Source organism: Streptomyces sp. NPDC127092 (assembly GCF_042722475.1).
Taxonomy (GTDB): domain Bacteria; phylum Actinomycetota; class Actinomycetes; order Streptomycetales; family Streptomycetaceae; genus Streptomyces.
The window spans coordinates 150,792-168,648 of record NZ_JBHXFE010000003.1 but is presented as its reverse complement, the minus strand read 5'-3'; the positions used below and the strand labels follow the sequence as shown (position 1 = coordinate 168,648).

The 17,857-nt window shown below is 71.8% G+C and carries 13 protein-coding genes; 5 read left to right on the top strand and 8 right to left on the bottom strand.

What is annotated here, in order from left to right:
• The first annotated feature begins 56 nt into the window (after positions 1-56).
• The 5 genes from ACFWJO_RS03830 to ACFWJO_RS03810 are packed head-to-tail and all read left to right on the top strand — an operon-like array spanning position 57 to position 6,052.
• Entirely contained in the window at positions 57-449 is a 393-nt protein-coding gene (locus ACFWJO_RS03830; RefSeq protein WP_384416665.1) for a DUF2304 domain-containing protein, read from the top strand.
• Positions 446-1,180 (top strand): glycosyltransferase family 2 protein, encoded by a 735-nt coding sequence (locus ACFWJO_RS03825; protein ID WP_384416662.1) that lies wholly within the window; start codon positions 446-448, stop codon positions 1,178-1,180. The genes ACFWJO_RS03830 and ACFWJO_RS03825 overlap by 4 nt, the downstream gene beginning before the upstream one ends.
• Entirely contained in the window at positions 1,177-2,130 is a 954-nt protein-coding gene (locus ACFWJO_RS03820; protein ID WP_386863222.1) for a glycosyltransferase family 2 protein, read from the top strand. Before ACFWJO_RS03825 ends, ACFWJO_RS03820 begins: the two co-directional genes overlap by 4 nt.
• A 48-nt stretch (positions 2,131-2,178) precedes the next feature.
• The gene (locus ACFWJO_RS03815) at positions 2,179-4,449 is read left to right on the top strand and encodes a CDP-glycerol glycerophosphotransferase family protein (RefSeq protein ID WP_386863221.1); all 2,271 of its coding nucleotides are present in this window, start codon (positions 2,179-2,181) and stop codon (positions 4,447-4,449) included.
• A gap of 40 nt (positions 4,450-4,489) precedes the next feature.
• Positions 4,490-6,052 (top strand): hypothetical protein, encoded by a 1,563-nt coding sequence (locus ACFWJO_RS03810; RefSeq protein WP_386863220.1) that lies wholly within the window; start codon positions 4,490-4,492, stop codon positions 6,050-6,052.
• Positions 6,053-6,194: 142 nt separating this feature from the next.
• Here the strand turns inward: ACFWJO_RS03810 and obgE are convergent, their stop codons facing one another.
• From obgE to ACFWJO_RS03770, 8 genes are all read right to left on the bottom strand, one after another.
• Positions 6,195-7,634, bottom strand: coding sequence for a GTPase ObgE (gene obgE, locus ACFWJO_RS03805; RefSeq protein ID WP_386863219.1), 1,440 nt, complete (start codon positions 7,632-7,634; stop codon positions 6,195-6,197).
• Between the two features lie 112 nt (positions 7,635-7,746).
• On the bottom strand, positions 7,747-8,001 hold the full coding sequence (gene rpmA / locus ACFWJO_RS03800; RefSeq protein WP_010476314.1) for a 50S ribosomal protein L27: 255 nt from the start codon (positions 7,999-8,001) through the stop codon (positions 7,747-7,749).
• Positions 8,002-8,015: 14 nt separating this feature from the next.
• Entirely contained in the window at positions 8,016-8,336 is a 321-nt protein-coding gene (rplU, locus tag ACFWJO_RS03795; RefSeq protein ID WP_265862363.1) for a 50S ribosomal protein L21, read from the bottom strand.
• 185 nt (positions 8,337-8,521) lie between these two features.
• Positions 8,522-9,451 carry a UTP--glucose-1-phosphate uridylyltransferase GalU gene (gene galU / locus ACFWJO_RS03790; protein ID WP_384416648.1) on the bottom strand — a complete coding sequence of 310 codons (930 nt, stop codon included), beginning with the start codon at positions 9,449-9,451 and terminating at the stop codon, positions 8,522-8,524.
• A 91-nt stretch (positions 9,452-9,542) separates the two neighbouring features.
• On the bottom strand, positions 9,543-13,139 hold the full coding sequence (locus ACFWJO_RS03785; RefSeq protein WP_386863218.1) for an Rne/Rng family ribonuclease: 3,597 nt from the start codon (positions 13,137-13,139) through the stop codon (positions 9,543-9,545).
• Between the two features lie 235 nt (positions 13,140-13,374).
• Positions 13,375-14,166: a TIGR03936 family radical SAM-associated protein gene (locus tag ACFWJO_RS03780; protein WP_384416643.1), complete on the bottom strand. Its 792-nt coding sequence runs from the start codon at positions 14,164-14,166 to the stop codon at positions 13,375-13,377.
• A 125-nt stretch (positions 14,167-14,291) separates the two neighbouring features.
• Entirely contained in the window at positions 14,292-15,830 is a 1,539-nt protein-coding gene (locus ACFWJO_RS03775; RefSeq protein WP_386863217.1) for a hypothetical protein, read from the bottom strand.
• Between the two features lie 72 nt (positions 15,831-15,902).
• Entirely contained in the window at positions 15,903-17,834 is a 1,932-nt protein-coding gene (locus ACFWJO_RS03770) for a TIGR03960 family B12-binding radical SAM protein (RefSeq protein WP_386863216.1), read from the bottom strand.
• Positions 17,835-17,857 lie beyond the last annotated feature (23 nt).

Sequence of the window (17,857 nt, the reverse complement as noted above, 5' to 3'; positions counted from 1 at the left end):
AGACAGGCCGTTTCCATGAGTCGTCCGATAGACCGGAGCCCCGCGTGAAGTTGTGGATGCTGACTTCGGTCACCGGAGTCTTTCTCGTCGCGTGCATCGTCGAGCTGCTGCGCCGCCGCAAGCTCAAGGAGAAGTACGCCTTCCTCTGGGTGCTCACCGGACTGGTGATCATCCCGCTCGGCTTCTTCCCGAGCGGCCTCGACTCGGTCGCCCGCGCCGTCGGCGTCCGCTCGGGTGTGAGCCTGCTCCTCTTCCTCAGTGTCGCGTTCCTCTTCATCGTCTGCCTCCAGCTGAGCTGGGAGGTGGGCCATCTCGAGGAGGAGGGCCGCACCCTTTCGGAGGAAGTCGCGCTGCTCCGCATCGACGTACAGGAACTGCAGAAGCAGGTCGCGGAGCACGCGGCGTCCGGGGACGCGGCCGACCGGGCCGGGCAGGGGGGCCTCAAGTGATCGACGGCAAGCGCGTACTCATCATCATGCCCGCGTGGAACGAGGCCGAGGGCGTCGCCGACGTCATCAAGGAGGTCTACGCGACGCTTCCCGGAGTCGACGTCCTCGTCGTCGACGACGGCTCGGCCGACGACACCAGCCGGGTGGCCCGCGCCGCGGGCGCGACCGTGATGACGCTCCCGTACAACCTCGGCGTGGGCGGCGCGATGCGCGCCGGCTACCGCTACGCGTACGACCGCGGCTACGACATCGCCATCCAGGTCGACGCCGACGGCCAGCACGACCCGCGCAACGTGCCCGAGCTGATCGCGCGCCTGGACAAGGGCGCCGACCTCTGCATGGGCGCGCGCTTCGCCGGCACGGGCGACTACGAGACCCGCGGTCCGCGCAAGTGGGCCATGGTCGTGCTCGCCTTCTGGCTGTCGAAGATGGCGAAGACCAAGCTGACCGACGTCACCTCCGGCTTCCGCGCCTCCAACCGCGACCTGATCGACGTCTTCGCGCACTGGTACCCCGTGGAGTACCTGGGCGACACGGTGGAGTCCACCATCGCCGTCGTCCGGGCCGGCTACCGCGTCGAGCAGGTGCCCGTCGCCATGCGCCCGCGCGCCACCGGCACGCCCAGCCAGTCGCCGTGGAAGGCCACGCTCTACCTGGGCCGGATCGGCATGATCCTGCTGCTCGCGCTCAGCCGCCGTTCGGCTCTGGGCCCCAAGGGGAAGGGCAAGTGACGGCGGTGCGGAACCAGGACGGCGCCGACCGCAGGGACGGCGCGGCGGACGGCGAGCCGCTCGACATCATGCTGCCGCACTACGGCGACACCGGCCTGATGCAGGCCGCCGTGCGCAGCGTGCTGGAGCAGACCGACGGGAACTGGCGCCTGACCGTCGTCGACGACGGCAAGGAGCCCGGCGTACCCGAGTGGTTCGCCTCCCTCGGCGACAGCCGGGTCCGCTACCTGCGCAACGAGCAGAACCTGGGCATCACCCGGAACTTCCGCAAGTGCGTCGACCTCGTCGAGTCCCGCCACTTCAGCATGCTCGGCAGCGACGACCTGCTGCTGCCGGGCTACGTCGCGACCATGCGCGCCGCCATCGCGGCCTTCCCCGACGCGACGATCTACCAGCCGGGCGTCGAGGTCATCGACGAGCACGGCAACCCCTCGACGACCCTCGGCGACGAGGTCAAGAAGCGGCTGTACGCGCCGAAGGACACCGGGCGGCGCCTGGTGCTCTCCGGCGAGTCGCTCGCCGCCAACCTGCTCGGCGGCAACTGGCTCTACTTCCCCTCCATCGTCTGGCGTGCCGACGCCGTCAAGGAGGTCAGCTTCCGGGAGGACCTCTCGGTCATCCAGGACCTGGCGCTGATCATCGAGCTGATCCGGCGCGGCGGAAAGCTGGTCGTCGATCCGACCACCGCGTTCCGCTACCGCCGGCACTCCGGCAGCCTCTCCTCGGCGGAGGCCGTGTCCGGCGCCCGCTTCGGCGAGGCCGTGCGCTTCTTCCACGAGGTGGCCGACGACCTCGACGCGCACGGCTGGCCGAAGGCCGCGCGCGCCGCGCGTCGGCACCTGTCCATGCGACTGCACGCGCTGACAATGGTTCCCGGGGCGCTGCGCCACGGACAGTCGAAGACCATACGCACGCTCCTCGGCTACGCCCTGTCCACGAGCCAGCGCTGACCCGGCGGTCACGCCCCTGTCTCCCACGTCAGATTCCACGGTATTGAGATGACACAGACGCACTCCTCCTCCGGTTCCGAAGTCCCCCTGTTCAGCATCATCGTTCCCACCTTCAAGGTGCAGGCGTTCCTGAGGGACTGTCTGGACTCGGTGCTTGAGCAGTCGTTCGGGGACTACGAACTCCTGGTCGTCAACGACTGCTCGCCGGACGGTTGCGGCGAGATCATCGACGACTACGCCAAGGCCGACCCGCGCGTCGTGGCGATGCACCTGGAGCAGAACGTCGGTCTCGGCCGGGCGCGCAACGCGGGCATGGCCCGCGCCAAGGGCAGGTACCTGCTCTTCCTCGACAGCGACGACACGATGCTGCCCGGCTCGCTCCAGGCCATCGCCCGCCGCATCGAGGAGGCCGAGAACCCCGACCTGGTCGTCTTCGACTACTCGCGCACCCACTGGGACGGCCGGATCACGCCGAACGCCCGCGCCGACGTGCTGGCCAAGGCCGCGAAGGAGGGCGTCTTCGCGCTGAAGGACCAGCCGGAGCTGCTCAACCTGCTCCAGGTCGCGTGGAACAAGGCGTACCGCCGGGACTTCATCGAGCAGTGGGGCTTCGAGTACCCGTCGGGCTACTACGAGGACACCCCCTGGACCTACCCGGTCATGATCGCGGCGGAGACCATCGCCGTGCTCGACCGCGTCTGCGTCTACTACCGCCAGCGGCGCCAGGGCAGCATCCTGCACAGCACCAGCCGCAAGCACTTCGACGTGTTCGACCAGTACGAGCTGGTCTTCAAGTTCCTCGACGAGAACCCGCAGTTCGACGAGTACCGGGGCGCGCTGTACGAGCGGATGGTCAACCACTTCCGCGTGGTCGACGTCTCCCCCGGCCGGCTGCCCGACGACGCGCGCGCCGAGTTCCGCGAGCGCTGGGCCGAGGTCGAGGGACGCCTGCGTCCGAAGGGCCACCCGGCCGCCCCGCGCGGCAAGGGCCAGATGATCCCGGCGAAGCACCGCGACAAGGCCCGCAAGACGGTCCGCTCGCTCAGGAACAAGAAGTCCGTGCCGGCGAAGCTCAAGAAGAAGCTGCGTAAGCGCGTCCTCCAGGCCTACTACCGCGCCCAGCGGATGCTCCCGGTCCAGAAGGACGTCGCCGTCTTCGCGGCGTACTGGAACGGCTCGTACTCCTGCAACCCGGCGGCGATCCACGAGAAGATGAAGGAACTCGCCCCCGGCATGAAGGCGGTGTGGGTCCTCAAGAACGACGCCACCAGCCGTCCGCCGAAGGGCGTGCCGACCGTCCACCCGGGCTCGCTCGGCTTCTGGAAGGCCATGGCGCGCGGCAAGTACTTCGTCAACAACGTCAACTTCCCGCCGTCCGTGGTCAAGCGCCCCGGTCAGGTCCACCTCCAGACCCACCACGGCACCCCGCTCAAGCGCATGGGCGTCGACCTGGCGGAGTACCCGGTCGGCCGTCGCGGGATGAACCTGGTCCGGCTGATGGACCGGGTGGACCGCTGGGACTACAGCCTCACGTCCAACAGCTTCTCCACCGCCGCGTGGGACCGCGCCTACCCCTCGTACTACGAGGCGCTGGAGTACGGCTACCCGCGCAACGACCGGCTCGTGAACGCGTCGGCGGCGGACGTGGCCGCGGCCCGCAAGAAGCTCGGCATCGCCGAGGGCACCAAGGTGATCCTCTACACGCCGACGCACCGCGACTACCACGACGCCCCGAAGCAGATGCTGGACCTGGAGAAGTTCGCCGAGACGGTCGGCTCCGACTTCACCCTCCTCGTGCGCGCGCACTACTTCTACGACCAGAGCCTGCTGGCCTCCGGGTCGACCGGCAGCGCGCGTCTCGTCGACGTGAGCGCCCACCCGTCGGTCGAGGAGCTCTACCTCGCCGCGGACTGCCTGCTCACGGACTACTCGTCGGTGATGTTCGACTACGCGAACCTCGACCGGCCGATCGTCATCTACGCCAACGACTGGGAGGTGTACCGCACCACCCGCGGCACCTACTTCGACATCACCGTCGACTCCCCCGGTCTGACCGTGCAGACCGAGGCCGAGCTGCTGGAGGTCTTCACCTCGGGCCGCTGGAACGGTCCCGAGTCGGACGCGGCCCGCGCCGAGTTCCGCAGGACCTTCTGCGAGTTCGACGACGGCCGGGCCGCCGAGCGCGTGGTCCGCAAGGTGTTCCTCGGCCAGGACGAGGTCCCGCCGGTGCTGCCGATCGGCGAGCGTCCGGTACCGCCGCGTCCGGGGCAGCAGCCGCTGGCCGAGGTGGCCCGGCCGCGTGACCGAGAGACCGTCTGAACCGGCTAACCTGTTCGACTGTCCCGACCGTCCATCCACGATGCCCAGCGGAGCCGAGTTGAAACTCCCGCGCAACGCCTTTCTCAGCAAGCAGTGGGAGAGAATCCCGGAGAAGCGCCGACTGCCCTTCGCGGTCTACGCCACGACGCAGATTCTCTTCCTGCTGTGGTGGGCGGCGTTCTTCCCCGGCGCCCTGAGCTACGACTCGATCACCTACGTGTGGCACGTCACCACCGACAACTGGATGTCGAACCACTCCGTGGTCTACGACTCCCTGGTGTGGCTGGCGCTCAACACCACCGGTGACCTGTGGATCCTGACGCTGGCCCAGACGGTCGCCATGTCGGCGACGCTCGCCTACTGCGCCGTCACCCTGCGGAAGTGGGGTGTACGGCAGCGGTGGGCGGCCGTCGCCGCGTGCGTGCCGGCGGTGCTGCCGCCGACCGCCGTCTTCGTCATCTTCGTGTGGAAGGACGTGCCGTTCGTCATCGGCTCGATCCTCGCCTTCGGCGCGGCGGGCCGGCTGGCGGCGCGGCGGGCCCGCGGCCGTCAGACCGTCCGGGACCGGGACTTCTACCGCACGGTCGCGCTGCTCTTCACGGGCTTCCTCGCGATGGCGCTGTTCCGCAACAACGGCATGCTGGTCGCCGTCATCGCGGCGCCGATCCTGCTGATCGCGCTGCCGTCGATGCGGCGGTGGGTGCTCGCGGCGACCGCCGTGCCGGTGCTGATCTTCGGCCTGCTGACCAGCGTGGTCTACCCGGCGGCCGGGGTGAAGTCCCCGCCGAAGGACGCCGTCTACGCCTTCTTCTACGCGGACATCGCCGTCGCGTACGGGCAGCGCCCGGGCTTCTTCACCAAGGAGGACAAGGCGCTGATGTCCAGCATCGCGCCCCTGTCCCACTGGAAGGGCCGCGCGGCCAACTGCTACAACGCCGACTGGGCGATGGAGTCCCCGCCGATGAACCGGCCGCTCGCGGCCGAGCGCAACGACGAACTGATGGCCCTGTGGAAGCGGGTCATGAAGCGCACTCCCGACCTGGTCATCGGCGCGCGGGTGTGCCGGGCGCACATCGCGTGGGCGGTCTTCCCCGGTCCGAAGGAGCTGCGGGCGAACACGCTGCTGAGCGACCCGCAGACCTCGAAGACGCTGTTCAGCTACCTCAAGTGGAACGAGGACATCAAGCACAGCGAGTACCGCCCGAAGCTCAAGATCCGCCCGCTGTCGGAGCCGCTGCACAAGGTCGCGGACTTCTCCTGGCGCGCGTTCAAGGTGCCGCAGCTGCAGTGGCTGCTGTTCCGCGGGGCGATCTGGTGCTACGCGACGTACGCGATCGTGCTGCTGTTCCGCCGCCGCACCAAGCTGAAGGGCACGATGGCGCTGCTGTCGGTCACGCTGGGCCTCCAGCTGACGGTCCTCGCGGCGAACCCGGCGCCGCTGTGGCGCTACATGATCGGCCCGATCTTCATCGGCATCCTGATCCTCCCGCTGCTCCGCGCGAAGCCCGGCTTCGGCCCGCGCCCGGACCAGGAACCGACCGGGCCGGCCGAGTCCAGGAAGCAGGACTCCGACCCGGAACCGGAACCGGCTCCGGTGGCCTGACGGACATGTGAAAGGGGCCCGGCCTCCCTCGCAAGAGGAGGCCGGGCCCCTTTCGTATGTCCACCGAAGACCGCCCGCCCAACGCAGCGGACCCCCGCCGGAAGCAGTCCGGCAGGGGCCCGTGGGCGCGTGGGCGGGTTGCCTAGAAGGGGTTGAACTCGTCGAACTCCCGCTGGGCCTCGTCCCGCTCCGCCTGGCGGTCGCGGCGGCGCTGGGCGGCCGGGCGGGGGGCCTCCATGCGGTGGTCCTCGCCCCGGCGGCCGAGCATCTCGGCGCCGGCCACCATCGAGGGCTCCCAGTCGAAGACGACCGCGTTCTCCTCGGAGCCGATCGCGACGCCGTCTCCGGCGCGGGCGCCGGCCTTCATCAGCTCGTCCTCGACGCCGAGGCGGTTGAGACGGTCGGCGAGGTAGCCGACGGCCTCGTCGTTGTTGAAGTCGGTCTGCCGGACCCAGCGCTCGGGCTTCTCGCCGCGCACGCGGTACACGTCCTCGTGCTCGTCGTAGGTGACGGTGAAGCCGGCGTCGTCGACCGCCTTCGGGCGGATGACGATACGGGTCGCCTCCTCCTTCGGCTTGGCCGCGCGGGCCTTCGCGACGATCTCGGCGAGCGCGAAGGAGAGCTCCTTGAGGCCCGTACGGGCGACCGCGGAGACCTCGAAGACGCGATAGCCGCGCTGCTCCAGGTCCGGGCGGATCATGTCCGCGAGGTCCTGGCCGTCCGGGATGTCGATCTTGTTGAGGACGACGATGCGCGGGCGGTCGTCGAGGCCGCCGTACTGCTTGAGCTCCTCCTCGATGACGTCGAGGTCGGTGACCGGGTCGCGGTCGGACTCCAGCGTCGCCGTGTCCAGGACGTGCACCAGGACCGAGCAGCGCTCGACGTGGCGCAGGAACTCCAGGCCCAGGCCGCGGCCCTGGCTGGCGCCGGGGATCAGGCCGGGGACGTCGGCGATGGTGTAGACGGTCGAGCCGGCCGTGACCACGCCGAGGTTCGGGACGAGCGTCGTGAAGGGGTAGTCCGCGATCTTCGGCTTCGCGGCCGAGAGGACCGAGATCAGCGAGGACTTGCCGGCGCTCGGGTAGCCGACGAGCGCCACGTCGGCGACCGTCTTGAGCTCCAGGACGATGTCCTGGAGGTCGCCGGGCTCGCCGAGCAGCGCGAAGCCGGGCGCCTTGCGCCGGGCGGAGGCCAGCGCCGCGTTGCCGAGGCCGCCGCGGCCGCCCTGGGCGGCGACGTAGGTGGTGCCCTCGCCGACCAGGTCGGCGAGCACGTTCCCCTTCTTGTCGAGGACGACGGTGCCGTCGGGCACGGTCAGGACCAGGTCCTGTCCGTCCTTGCCGGAGCGGTTGCCGCCCTCGCCGGGCTTGCCGTTGGTCGCCTTGCGGTGCGGCGAGTGGTGGTACTCGAGGAGGGTGGTGACGGACTGGTCGACGACCAGGATCACGTCACCGCCGCGGCCGCCGTTGCCGCCGTCCGGGCCGCCGAGCGGCTTGAACTTCTCCCGGTGGACGGAGGCGCAGCCGTGGCCTCCGTTACCCGCGGCGACGTGCAGCTCGACGCGGTCCACGAAGGTGGTCATGGTTGTGCCTCCAGAGAGCTAAAGCTATGGGTGGAATGTCTATCTAGTAACACGCGAAAGGCGGACCCGCTTCCCTTCCGGGAAGTGAGGTCCGCCTCCGCTAGGTGTCCGATCAGGCGACCGGAACGATGTTCACGACCTTGCGGCCACGGAAGGTGCCGAACTGCACCGAACCGGCCTGCAGGGCGAACAGCGTGTCGTCGCCGCCACGGCCGACGCCCGCGCCCGGGTGGAAGTGGGTGCCGCGCTGGCGGACCAGGATCTCACCCGCGTTGACGACCTGACCGCCGAAGCGCTTCACGCCGAGCCGCTGGGCGTTGGAGTCGCGACCGTTCCGGGTGGACGATGCGCCCTTCTTGTGTGCCATTGCTCAGTCCCTCTTTACTTCGCGGCCGTCGGGATGGACGTGACCTTGATCGCCGTGTACTGCTGACGGTGACCCTGGCGACGGCGGTAGCCGGTCTTGTTCTTGTAGCGCAGGATGTCGATCTTGGCGCCCTTGGTGTGGTCCACGACCTCGGCCTGGACCTTGATGCCCGCCAGGACCCACGGGTCGCTGGTCACGGCGTCGCCGTCGACGACGAGCAGGGTCGAGAGCTCGACCGTGTCGCCAGCCTTGGCGGTGGAAATCTTGTCAACCTCAACGATGTCGCCGACAGCAACCTTGTGCTGGCGACCACCGCTGCGCACGATGGCGTACACGCGGACTCTCTCTCACTCGGTAACGGGACCTCTGACGCCAGCCGCCCACGCGCGGGCCTGGGGCCTGCGACTGTCCGGGATCGGGCGAGCGGCCTCTCCCGGAGAACCGGGAGGGAGGTGCTCAGAGGCGCGGCGTATCAGTCGACACGCCGACGGTCTAGGTTACGGGCGGGTCCCGTAGGGGGTCAAATCCCGGAGGTTTCGGCGGTCTCGGCGGTCTCGGCGACGAAGGCCTTGAGCCAGGCGCGGAAGTCCGGGCCGAGGTCCTCGCGCTCGCAGGCGAGGCGCACGATGGCCCGCAGGTAGTCGCCGCGGTCGCCGGTGTCGTACCGGCGGCCCTTGAAGACCACGCCGTGCACCGGGCCGCCGAGCTGCTCGTCGGCCGCCATCTTCTGCAGCGCGTCGGTGAGCTGGATCTCGCCGCCGCGGCCCGGCTCGGTCTCGCTCAGCACGCCGAAGACGGCCGGGTCGAGCACGTAACGGCCGATGATCGCGTAGTTGCTGGGCGCCTCGGACGGGTCCGGCTTCTCGACCAGGCCGGTGATGCGTACGACGTCGGCGTCGGCGGCCGGCTCGACGGCGGCGCAGCCGTACAGGTGGATCTGGGCCGGGTCGACCTCCATGAGGGCGACGACGCTGCCGCCGTGCTCGCCGAGGACCTCCAGCATGCGGGCGAGCAGCGGGTCGCGCGGGTCGATCAGGTCGTCGCCGAGGAGCACGGCGAAGGGCTCGTCGCCGACGTGCGGCTGCGCGCAGAGGACCGCGTGGCCCAGGCCCCGCGGGTCGCCCTGGCGCACGTAGTGCATGGTGGCCAGCTCGCTGGACTCCTGGACCCGCGCCAGGCGCTCCTCGTCGCCCTTGCGGACCAGCGCCTCCTCCAGCTCGTAGTTCCGGTCGAAGTGGTCCTCGAGCGGGCGCTTGTTGCGGCCCGTGATCATCAGGACGTCCGACAGCCCGGCCGAGACGGCCTCCTCCACGACGTACTGGATCGCCGGCTTGTCGACGACCGGCAGCATCTCCTTCGGCGTCGCCTTGGTGGCCGGCAGGAAGCGCGTGCCGAGGCCGGCGGCGGGGATGACCGCCTTGCGCACGCGGGGAGCGGGGGTGTTGTTCATCGGGCTGGTTCCTGGTTCCGATCCTGGGTCAATGCCGTGTGGACCGCCCTCGGCGGGAGGACGGTCCACACGGGTCGCGTCGGGGACTGGGTCAGTCCTGCGCGGGGGCGGCGGTCTTCTTGGCGGCCGCCTTCTTGGCGGTCGTCTTCTTCGCCGCGGTCTTCTTGGCCGCCGTCTTCTTGGTGGCGGCCTTCTTCGCGGTGGCCTTCTTGGCGGTCTTGCGGGCCGCCTTCTTGGCCGCCGGAGCGGAAGCCTCGGCGGCCTCCTCCGCGGGCTCGGAACCGGACGGCGAACCGGCCGGGGCGGTGGCCTTGCGGACCACCCGGCGGCGCGCCCGCGGCGGGGCGGCCACGGGGGCCTCCTCGACGGCCGGCTCCACGACGGGGGCCTCGGCGACGGCCGGGGGCTCCTCGACGACGGCCGTCTCGACCACCGTCTCGGCGACGGGCTCGGCGGCCGGCTCCGCGGTGGCGGTCACCGGGGCCGTGGCCTTGCGGGTGGCGCGGCGGCGGGTGCGCGGCGCCGGGGCCTCCTCGACGGCGGGCTCGGCCGCGGGGGCCTCGGCGACCGGGGCCGGGGCCTCGGTCCGCGGCTTCTCCTCGGCCTTCGCCTTCGGCTCCGGTACGACGACCTCGAAGGTCTCCGTCTCGGTCACCGCCGGCGAGGCGGCGGGCGCCGACACCCGGCGGGTCGCCCGGCGACGGCCACGGCCGCGCGCGGCGGCCGCCTCGGCCTCGGCGACGCTGCCGTACAGCTCCTCGTCCGGGGCGATCGCCTCGGGCAGGGCCACGGGGGCCGCGAGCTCCGCCGCGACCTCGGCCGCGGTCTCGACCTGCTCGGCCGGGGCCTCGTGGGTCTCGGCCGGGGTCTCGACGGCCTCGTGGGCGTGCTCGTGGACGTCGCCGCCGCGGCCGCGCTTCTTGGCGCGCTTGCCGCCGCCACCGCCGCCGTGCGTGGCGGGCTGCTCCATGTGGACGATGACACCGCGGCCGTTGCAGTGGACGCAGGTTTCCGAGAAGGACTCCAGGAGGCCCTGGCCGACCCGCTTGCGGGTCATCTGGACCAGGCCGAGCGAGGTGACCTCGGCCACCTGGTGCTTGGTCCGGTCCCGGCCCAGGCACTCCAGGAGGCGGCGCAGCACCAGGTCGCGGTTGGACTCCAGGACCATGTCGATGAAGTCGATGACGACGATGCCGCCGAGGTCGCGCAGGCGCAGCTGACGGACGATCTCCTCGGCCGCTTCGAGGTTGTTCCTCGTCACGGTCTCCTCGAGGTTGCCGCCCTGACCGGTGAACTTGCCGGTGTTGACGTCGACGACGACCATCGCCTCGGTCTTGTCGATCACCAGCGAGCCGCCGGACGGCAGCCAGACCTTGCGGTCGAGGGCCTTCATCAGCTGCTCGTCGATCCGGTACGTCGCGAAGACGTCGACCTCGCTCGTCCACTTGGACAGGCGGTCGGTCAGGTCCGGGGCGACGTGGCTGACGTACCCGTGGATGGTCTCCCACGCGTCGTCACCGCTGACGATGACCTTGGAGAAGTCCTCGTTGAAGATGTCGCGGACGACCCGGACGGTCATGTCCGGCTCGCCGTAGAGAAGGGTCGGCGCGTTGCCGTTCTTCGCCTTCTTCTGGATGTCCTCCCACTGCGCCTGCAGCCGCTCGACGTCGCGGCGCAGCTCGTCCTCGCTCGCGCCCTCGGCGGCGGTGCGCACGATGACGCCCGCGTCCTCGGGGACGATCTTCTTGAGGATGGTCTTCAGGCGGGCGCGCTCGGTGTCCGGGAGCTTGCGGCTGATGCCGGTCATCGAGCCCTCGGGCACGTACACGAGGTAGCGGCCCGGCAGGGAGACCTGGCTGGTCAGGCGGGCGCCCTTGTGGCCGATCGGGTCCTTCGTCACCTGGACGAGGACGGACTGGCCGGACTTGAGGGCGCTCTCGATGCGGCGCGGCCCGTTGGCCATGCCGAGCGCCTCGAAGTTGACCTCGCCGGCGTACAGGACGGCGTTGCGGCCCTTGCCGATGTCGACGAAGGCGGCCTCCATGGACGGCAGCACGTTCTGGACCTTGCCCAGGTAGACGTTGCCGACGTAGGAGGTGGCCTGCTCCTTGTTGACGTAGTGCTCGACGAGCACGTTGTCCTCGAGGACGCCGATCTGGGTGCGCTCGCCGTTCTGGCGGACGACCATCACGCGCTCGACGGCCTCGCGGCGGGCGAGGAACTCGGCCTCGGTGATGATCGGGACGCGGCGGCGGCCCTGCTCGCGGCCCTCGCGGCGGCGCTGCTTCTTGGCCTCCAGACGGGTGGAGCCCTTGATGGACTGCACCTCGTCCGACGGCTCGGCCTTCTCGCGGGCCGGGCGCGGCTCGCGGACCTTGACGACGGTGCGGACGCCGTCCTCGTCGGTGGTCTCGGGCTCGCCGGCGGCGTCACCGCTGCGGCGACGGCGGCGGCGACGGCGACGGGAGCTGCTGGAGCCGGCGGCCTCGGCCTCCTCGGCCTCCTCCGGCTCCTCCTCGCCCTCGGCCTCGGCCTCCTCGGCGTGGTACTCCTCGCCCTCCTCCTCGGTCTCCTCGACCTCGGCGAGCTCGCCGCGGCGGCGGCGACGGCCGCCACGACGGCGACGGCGGGAGGGACGGTCCTCGTACTCGTCGCCCTCCTCGGCCTCGGCCTCCGCCTCGGCCTCGGGGGTGGACTCGACCTCGGGCTCGTCGGCGACGGTGGCCGGGACGGGCTCGACGGCGACCGGCTCGGCACGGCGACGGCGGCGACGGCGGGCGCGGGGGGACTCCTCGGCCTCGACGGCCTCGACCGTCTCGACGGCCTCGGCGGTCTCCTCCTCCGGCTCCTCCTCGGTGGCCTCGGCCGCGGCCATTGCGGCGGCGGTCTCCGGGGTCTGGAACATGGGCTCGGTGAAGACCGGGGCCTGGAAGACGGCGACGGCCGGGCGGGTGGCGCGGCGGGAGCGCGGCGCCTCCTCGGCCTCGGACGGCTCGGCGGTGAACTGCGGCGAGGTGGCGCGGCGGCGGGAGCGGCCGCGGGTGGCGGCCTGCTCGGCGGCGGCGACCTCGACGGCGTGCGAGGCGATCTCCTCGACGGTGTCCGCGGGCAGCGCCTCGCCGGAGGACTCGGCGGCGAGCTCGGCGGCGACGTCAGGGGTCACCTCGGGCGCGCCGGTCTTACGGGTGGCCCGGCGGCGGGTACGCGGCGCGGGGGCGGTCTCGGCGGCCGGGGCCTCCGCGGCGGGGGCCTCGGCGGCGGGCTCCTCGGCGGGGGTCTCGGCCTCGGCCTGGACGACCGGCTCCGGGGACGTCACGGCGCGGGTCGCGCGGCGACGGGTACGACGGGCCGGGGCGGCCTCCTCGGCCACGGGCTCAGCGGCGGCCGGGGCGGGCTCTGCGGCCGGCTCCTCGGCGGGCACCTCGGCCTCGGCCTGGACCGGCTCCGGGGCGGGCGCGGTGGCCTTGCGGGTGGCGCGGCGGCGCGGACGCGCGGGCGCCGGCTCCTCGGCGGGCGTCTCGGTGACCGGGGCGGGGGCCTCAGCGGCCTCGGCGGCGGTCTCGGCGGTGTCGGTGCTCCCGGCCGTCACCGGCGGGCCGGCCGGCCGGGAAGCGGCACGCCGCCGACGGCGCGGCGGCAGCTTGTCACCGGGTGCGTTGTTCTCGTTCTCTTCGGGCTGTTCGAGCATGCGGGCGGTTCTCCCGTCACGCTCCCGGGCGCCGCGCCTGGTTCCGGTCCGGCGGCACGGACGCGCGTGAAGCGCGGTGCCGCCGCCCGGGGCGCGGGCGCCGCACGGGAGCTTCAGTGTCTGGCTCGCCGGTTCCGTACGCCCTGTGCGGACGGCCTGGCGAAAGTCTCCTGGTCAGTGCGCTGCCCGACCCAGGTGGCTCCCGAGTCCAGGGTGGCGCTGCGACGACCGGTCCTTACGCGGTGCCCGCACCTGGCGCCGTCGCAGAAGCGGTCGCGGCGGCCGTGGGTGGAGCGGCCGTGACTGCCTCGCGGTCGGGCGCGAGCGGGTCGGTCACCGTGCCGGACTCCTCGTCGAAGAGCCCCTGCGCCAGCCTGGTCACCGCAGCGGGGACCGGCGGCGCCAGGTCGGCCACAGCTCGGAGACCGGACAGGACGTCGTCGGGTCGTACGGCAGGTGTCACGTGCCGAACAACCAGCCGCAGTATCGCACAGGCGCTGTCCAGCGGCCTATCACCCTGGGGATCGCCCTGGGCGGGGGCCGCGGTCAGCTCCACGACGGCACCGCGGGTGTCGAAGGTGCGCAGACCGTTCTTGGTCTTGCGCTGTACTTCCACGGTCTCGGCCGCGAGAAACGCGTCGACGGCCTTGCGGGCCGTGGCGACGTCGACGCCGTCGAGACGCAGCTCCCACACGGAGGCGGTGAGCCGGTCGGCGAGGCCGGAGGTCCGGGCCTCGACGGCGTCGACGATGTCGAGACCGTTCGGCATGGACTCGTCGAGCATGGCTCGCAGCGTCTCCGGGTCACGGGACTCGGTGAGCGCGATCTCCAGGTATTCGGCCTCGGAGCCCGTACCCGTCGGGGCGGCGTTGGCGTACGACACCTTGGGGTGCGGGGTGAACCCGGCCGAGTACGCCATGGGCACCTCGGCACGGCGCAGCGCGCGCTCGAAAGCGCGCTGGAAGTCACGGTGGCTGGTGAACCGGAGGCGGCCGCGCTTGGTGTAGCGCAGTCGGATGCGCTGCACCGCCGGTGCGGGCGGCGGGCCTTCGGGCTGTCGCTTGCCCAGTGGTTCTTCTCCTCGGTGCGGGGCGGGCGCGGCCGTCCGCGCCGCCCTCGAAATGCGGGTGTGCCCTGGGGGACCCGCCCGGCTCACCCCCGCTTCTGGAGGGAGATCTCGGGTGCGGGCGCCGCGCCGGGGACGTTCGTTGTACTACCCAGAGTACGCGCCCCCGCCACCTGCGGTTCCCCGGCCTCGTCCGTCCCGCTCCCGCCGATCAGCGCGCGCCAGGCATCCCGGCGGGCCTGCCGGACGGTGTCGCGGGCGGAGGCGAGGGCCGCGCGCGCCGCCTGCCGGGCCTCGGCGGCGGCCCTGCGGGCCGGGTTCCAGACGGCGTCCCGCACCCAGTGGCCGACGGGGGTGCAGACCTCGCGGTAGATCCAGGCGGCGGGTCGGCGGACCAGGTTGCGGGCGAGCCAGGAGAACGGCCGGGCGACCAGGTTGCGGGCCGCCCACACCAGCGGCCGGGCGACCAGGTTGCGGGCCAGCCAGGCGAGGCCGCGGCCCACGGCCCGGGAGAGGTAGCCGGCGGTCCGCCAGCAGATGGCGAGCGCGTCGCGGATCTCACGGCCGAGGGGCGCGAGGAGGCGCTGCCACAGCCAGACCGCCGGACGGGCGATCCCGTACGTGACGACGGGCACGACCACGTACCGCCACAGCGCGGTGAACGGCCACACCAGGGCCCTGACGAGCAGCACCGCACCGGCCGCGAGGCCGCGGCCGAGAGCCGAGAGGCCGCGTCCGAGAGCCGTGAGGGCCCAGGTCAGCCCGCGCCACATGCCCGCGAAGGCCCAGGCGAGGGCGCGCCCCGAACGGGTGAGCAGCAGGCCGGCGGCGCGGCCCACCGGGACGAGCACCGAGCGGTACAGCCATCCGGCGGGCGCCACCACGCCGTACCGGACGGCGGGCACGACGACGTACCGCCAGAGGGCGAGGAGCGGCCATGCGAGCGCCCTGCCGAGCAGCCCGCCGACGGCGGCGAGGCCCCGGCCGAGCCGGGTGAAGACCCAGGCGAGCCCACGTCCGAGCCGGGTGAGGACCCAGGCCAGGCCGCGCCCGATGCCGGTGAGCACCCAGGCGAGCCCGCGCCAGACGCGCTCGGCACCCCAGGCCAGCACCCGCCAGAGCCCGCCGAAGAACCAGGCCAGACCCCGGCCGACGCCGGTCCCGACCCAGGCGAGCCCGCGCCAGGCGCGCTCGGCGCCCCAGGCCAGCACCCGCCACAGGCCGCCGAAGAACCAGGCCAGACCCCGCCACAGGCCGCCGAACACCCACGCCAGACCGCGGCCGACGCCCGTGCCGGCCCAGGCGACGATCCGCCACGCGCCGCCGAGGAACCAGCCGAGCCCGCGGCCGACGGCCCGCACCGCCCGGGCCACGGCACGTCCCGCCGGGGCCAGCACCCGGCGCGCGAGCCAGCGGGCGGGGCGGCGCACCGTGCGGTCGTAGAGCCAGGCGAGACCGCGGCCCGTCGGGCGGAGCAGGGCGCGGTCGAGGAAGCGGCCGCCGGCCTTGAGTGCGTCCCAGGTCATGCGGACCGGCAGGACGAGGAGCAGCACGACGATCCGCACCGGGATGCGGATCAGGGCGTGCGGGGCGGGCGGGACCGGCGCCGGGTTTTCCGTGCTCATGACCAACAGGACGCCGACGGCCCGGCGGAGGGTTCACCCTCCGCCGGGCCGTCACCCGACTGATACGCGGGACTACTTGTTCACGACCGACAGCGGCAGCAGCTTCTTGCCGGTCGGGCCGATCTGGATGTGCGTGTCCATCTGCGGGCAGACGCCGCAGTCGAAGCACGGGGTCCAGCGGCAGTCCTCGACCTCGGTCTCGTCGAGGGCGTCCTGCCAGTCCTCCCAGAGCCAGTCCTTGTCGAGACCGGAGTCCAGGTGGTCCCAGGGCAGGACCTCCTCGTAGGTGCGCTCGCGGGTGGTGTACCAGGCGACGTCCACGCCGAACTCGGGCAGCGTCTTCTCGGCGCACGCCATCCAGCGGTCGTACGAGAAGTGCTCGCGCCAGCCGTCGAAGCGGCCGCCGTCCTCGTACACCGCGCGGATGACCGCGCCGACGCGGCGGTCGCCGCGCGACAGCAGGCCCTCGACGATGCCGGGCTTGCCGTCGTGGTAGCGGAAGCCGATCGAGCGGCCGTACTTCTTGTCGCCGCGGATCTTGTCCCGGAGCTTCGCCAGACGCTCGTCGGTCTCCTCCGCGGAGAGCTGCGGAGCCCACTGGAACGGGGTGTGGGGCTTCGGGACGAAGCCGCCGATGGAGACGGTGCAGCGGATGTCGTTCTGGCCGGAGACCTTGCGGCCCTCGGCGATCACGTTCATCGCCATGTCGGCGATCTGGAGGACGTCCTCGTCGGTCTCCGTCGGCAGGCCGCACATGAAGTACAGCTTCACCTGGCGCCAGCCGTTGCCGTACGCGGTGGAGACGGTCCGGATCAGGTCCTCCTCCGAGACCATCTTGTTGATGACCTTGCGCATGCGCTCGGAGCCGCCCTCGGGGGCGAAGGTCAGACCGGAGCGACGGCCGTTGCGGGTCAGCTCGTTGGCCAGGTCGACGTTGAACGCGTCGACACGGGTCGACGGCAGCGACAGGCCGACCTTGTCGTCCTCGTAGCGGTCGGCGAGGCCCTTGGCGATGTCACCGATCTCGGAGTGGTCCGCGGAGGACAGGGAGAGGAGGCCGACCTCCTCGAAGCCGGTCGCCTTGAGACCCTTCTCCACCATCTCGCCGATGCCGGTGATGCTTCGCTCCCGCACGGGGCGCGTGATCATGCCGGCCTGGCAGAAGCGGCAGCCGCGGGTGCAGCCGCGGAAGATCTCGACGGACATCCGCTCGTGGACGGTCTCGGCGAGCGGGACGAGCGGCTGCTTGGGGTAGGGCCACTCGTCGAGGTCCATGACGGTGTGCTTGGAGACGCGCCACGGCACGCCGGACCTGTTCGGGACGACGCGGCCGATGCGGCCGTCCGGCAGGTACTCGACGTCGTAGAAGCGCGGGATGTACACGCCGCCGGTCTTGGCGAGGCGGAACAGGACCTCCTCGCGGCCGCCCGGCCTGCCCTCCGCCTTCCACTGCCGGATGATCTCGGTCATGTCGAGCACGGCCTGCTCGCCGTCGCCGATGACCGCCGCGTCGATGAAGTCGGCGATGGGCTCGGGGTTGAAGGCCGCGTGGCCGCCGGCGAGCACGATCGGGTGGTCGACGGTGCGGTCCTTCGACTCCAGCGGGATGCCTGCCAGGTCGAGGGCGGTGAGCATGTTCGTGTAGCCCAGCTCGGTGGAGAAGCTGAGGCCGAAGACGTCGAAGGCGCCGACGGGGCGGTGGCTGTCCACGGTGAACTGGGGCACGTTGTGCTCGCGCATCAGCTCTTCGAGGTCCGGCCAGACGCTGTAGGTGCGCTCGGCGAGGACGCCCTCGCGCTCGTTCAGTACCTCGTAGAGGATCATGACGCCCTGGTTGGGCAGGCCGACCTCGTACGCGTCCGGGTACATCAGCGCCCAGCGGACGTCGGCGGACTCCCAGGGCTTGACCGTGGAGTTCAGCTCTCCACCGACGTACTGAATCGGCTTCTGCACGTGCGGGAGCAGAGCTTCGAGCTGCGGGAAGACAGACTCGGCAGCAGACATCTCGAACCTTCGTGAGCTGGCAG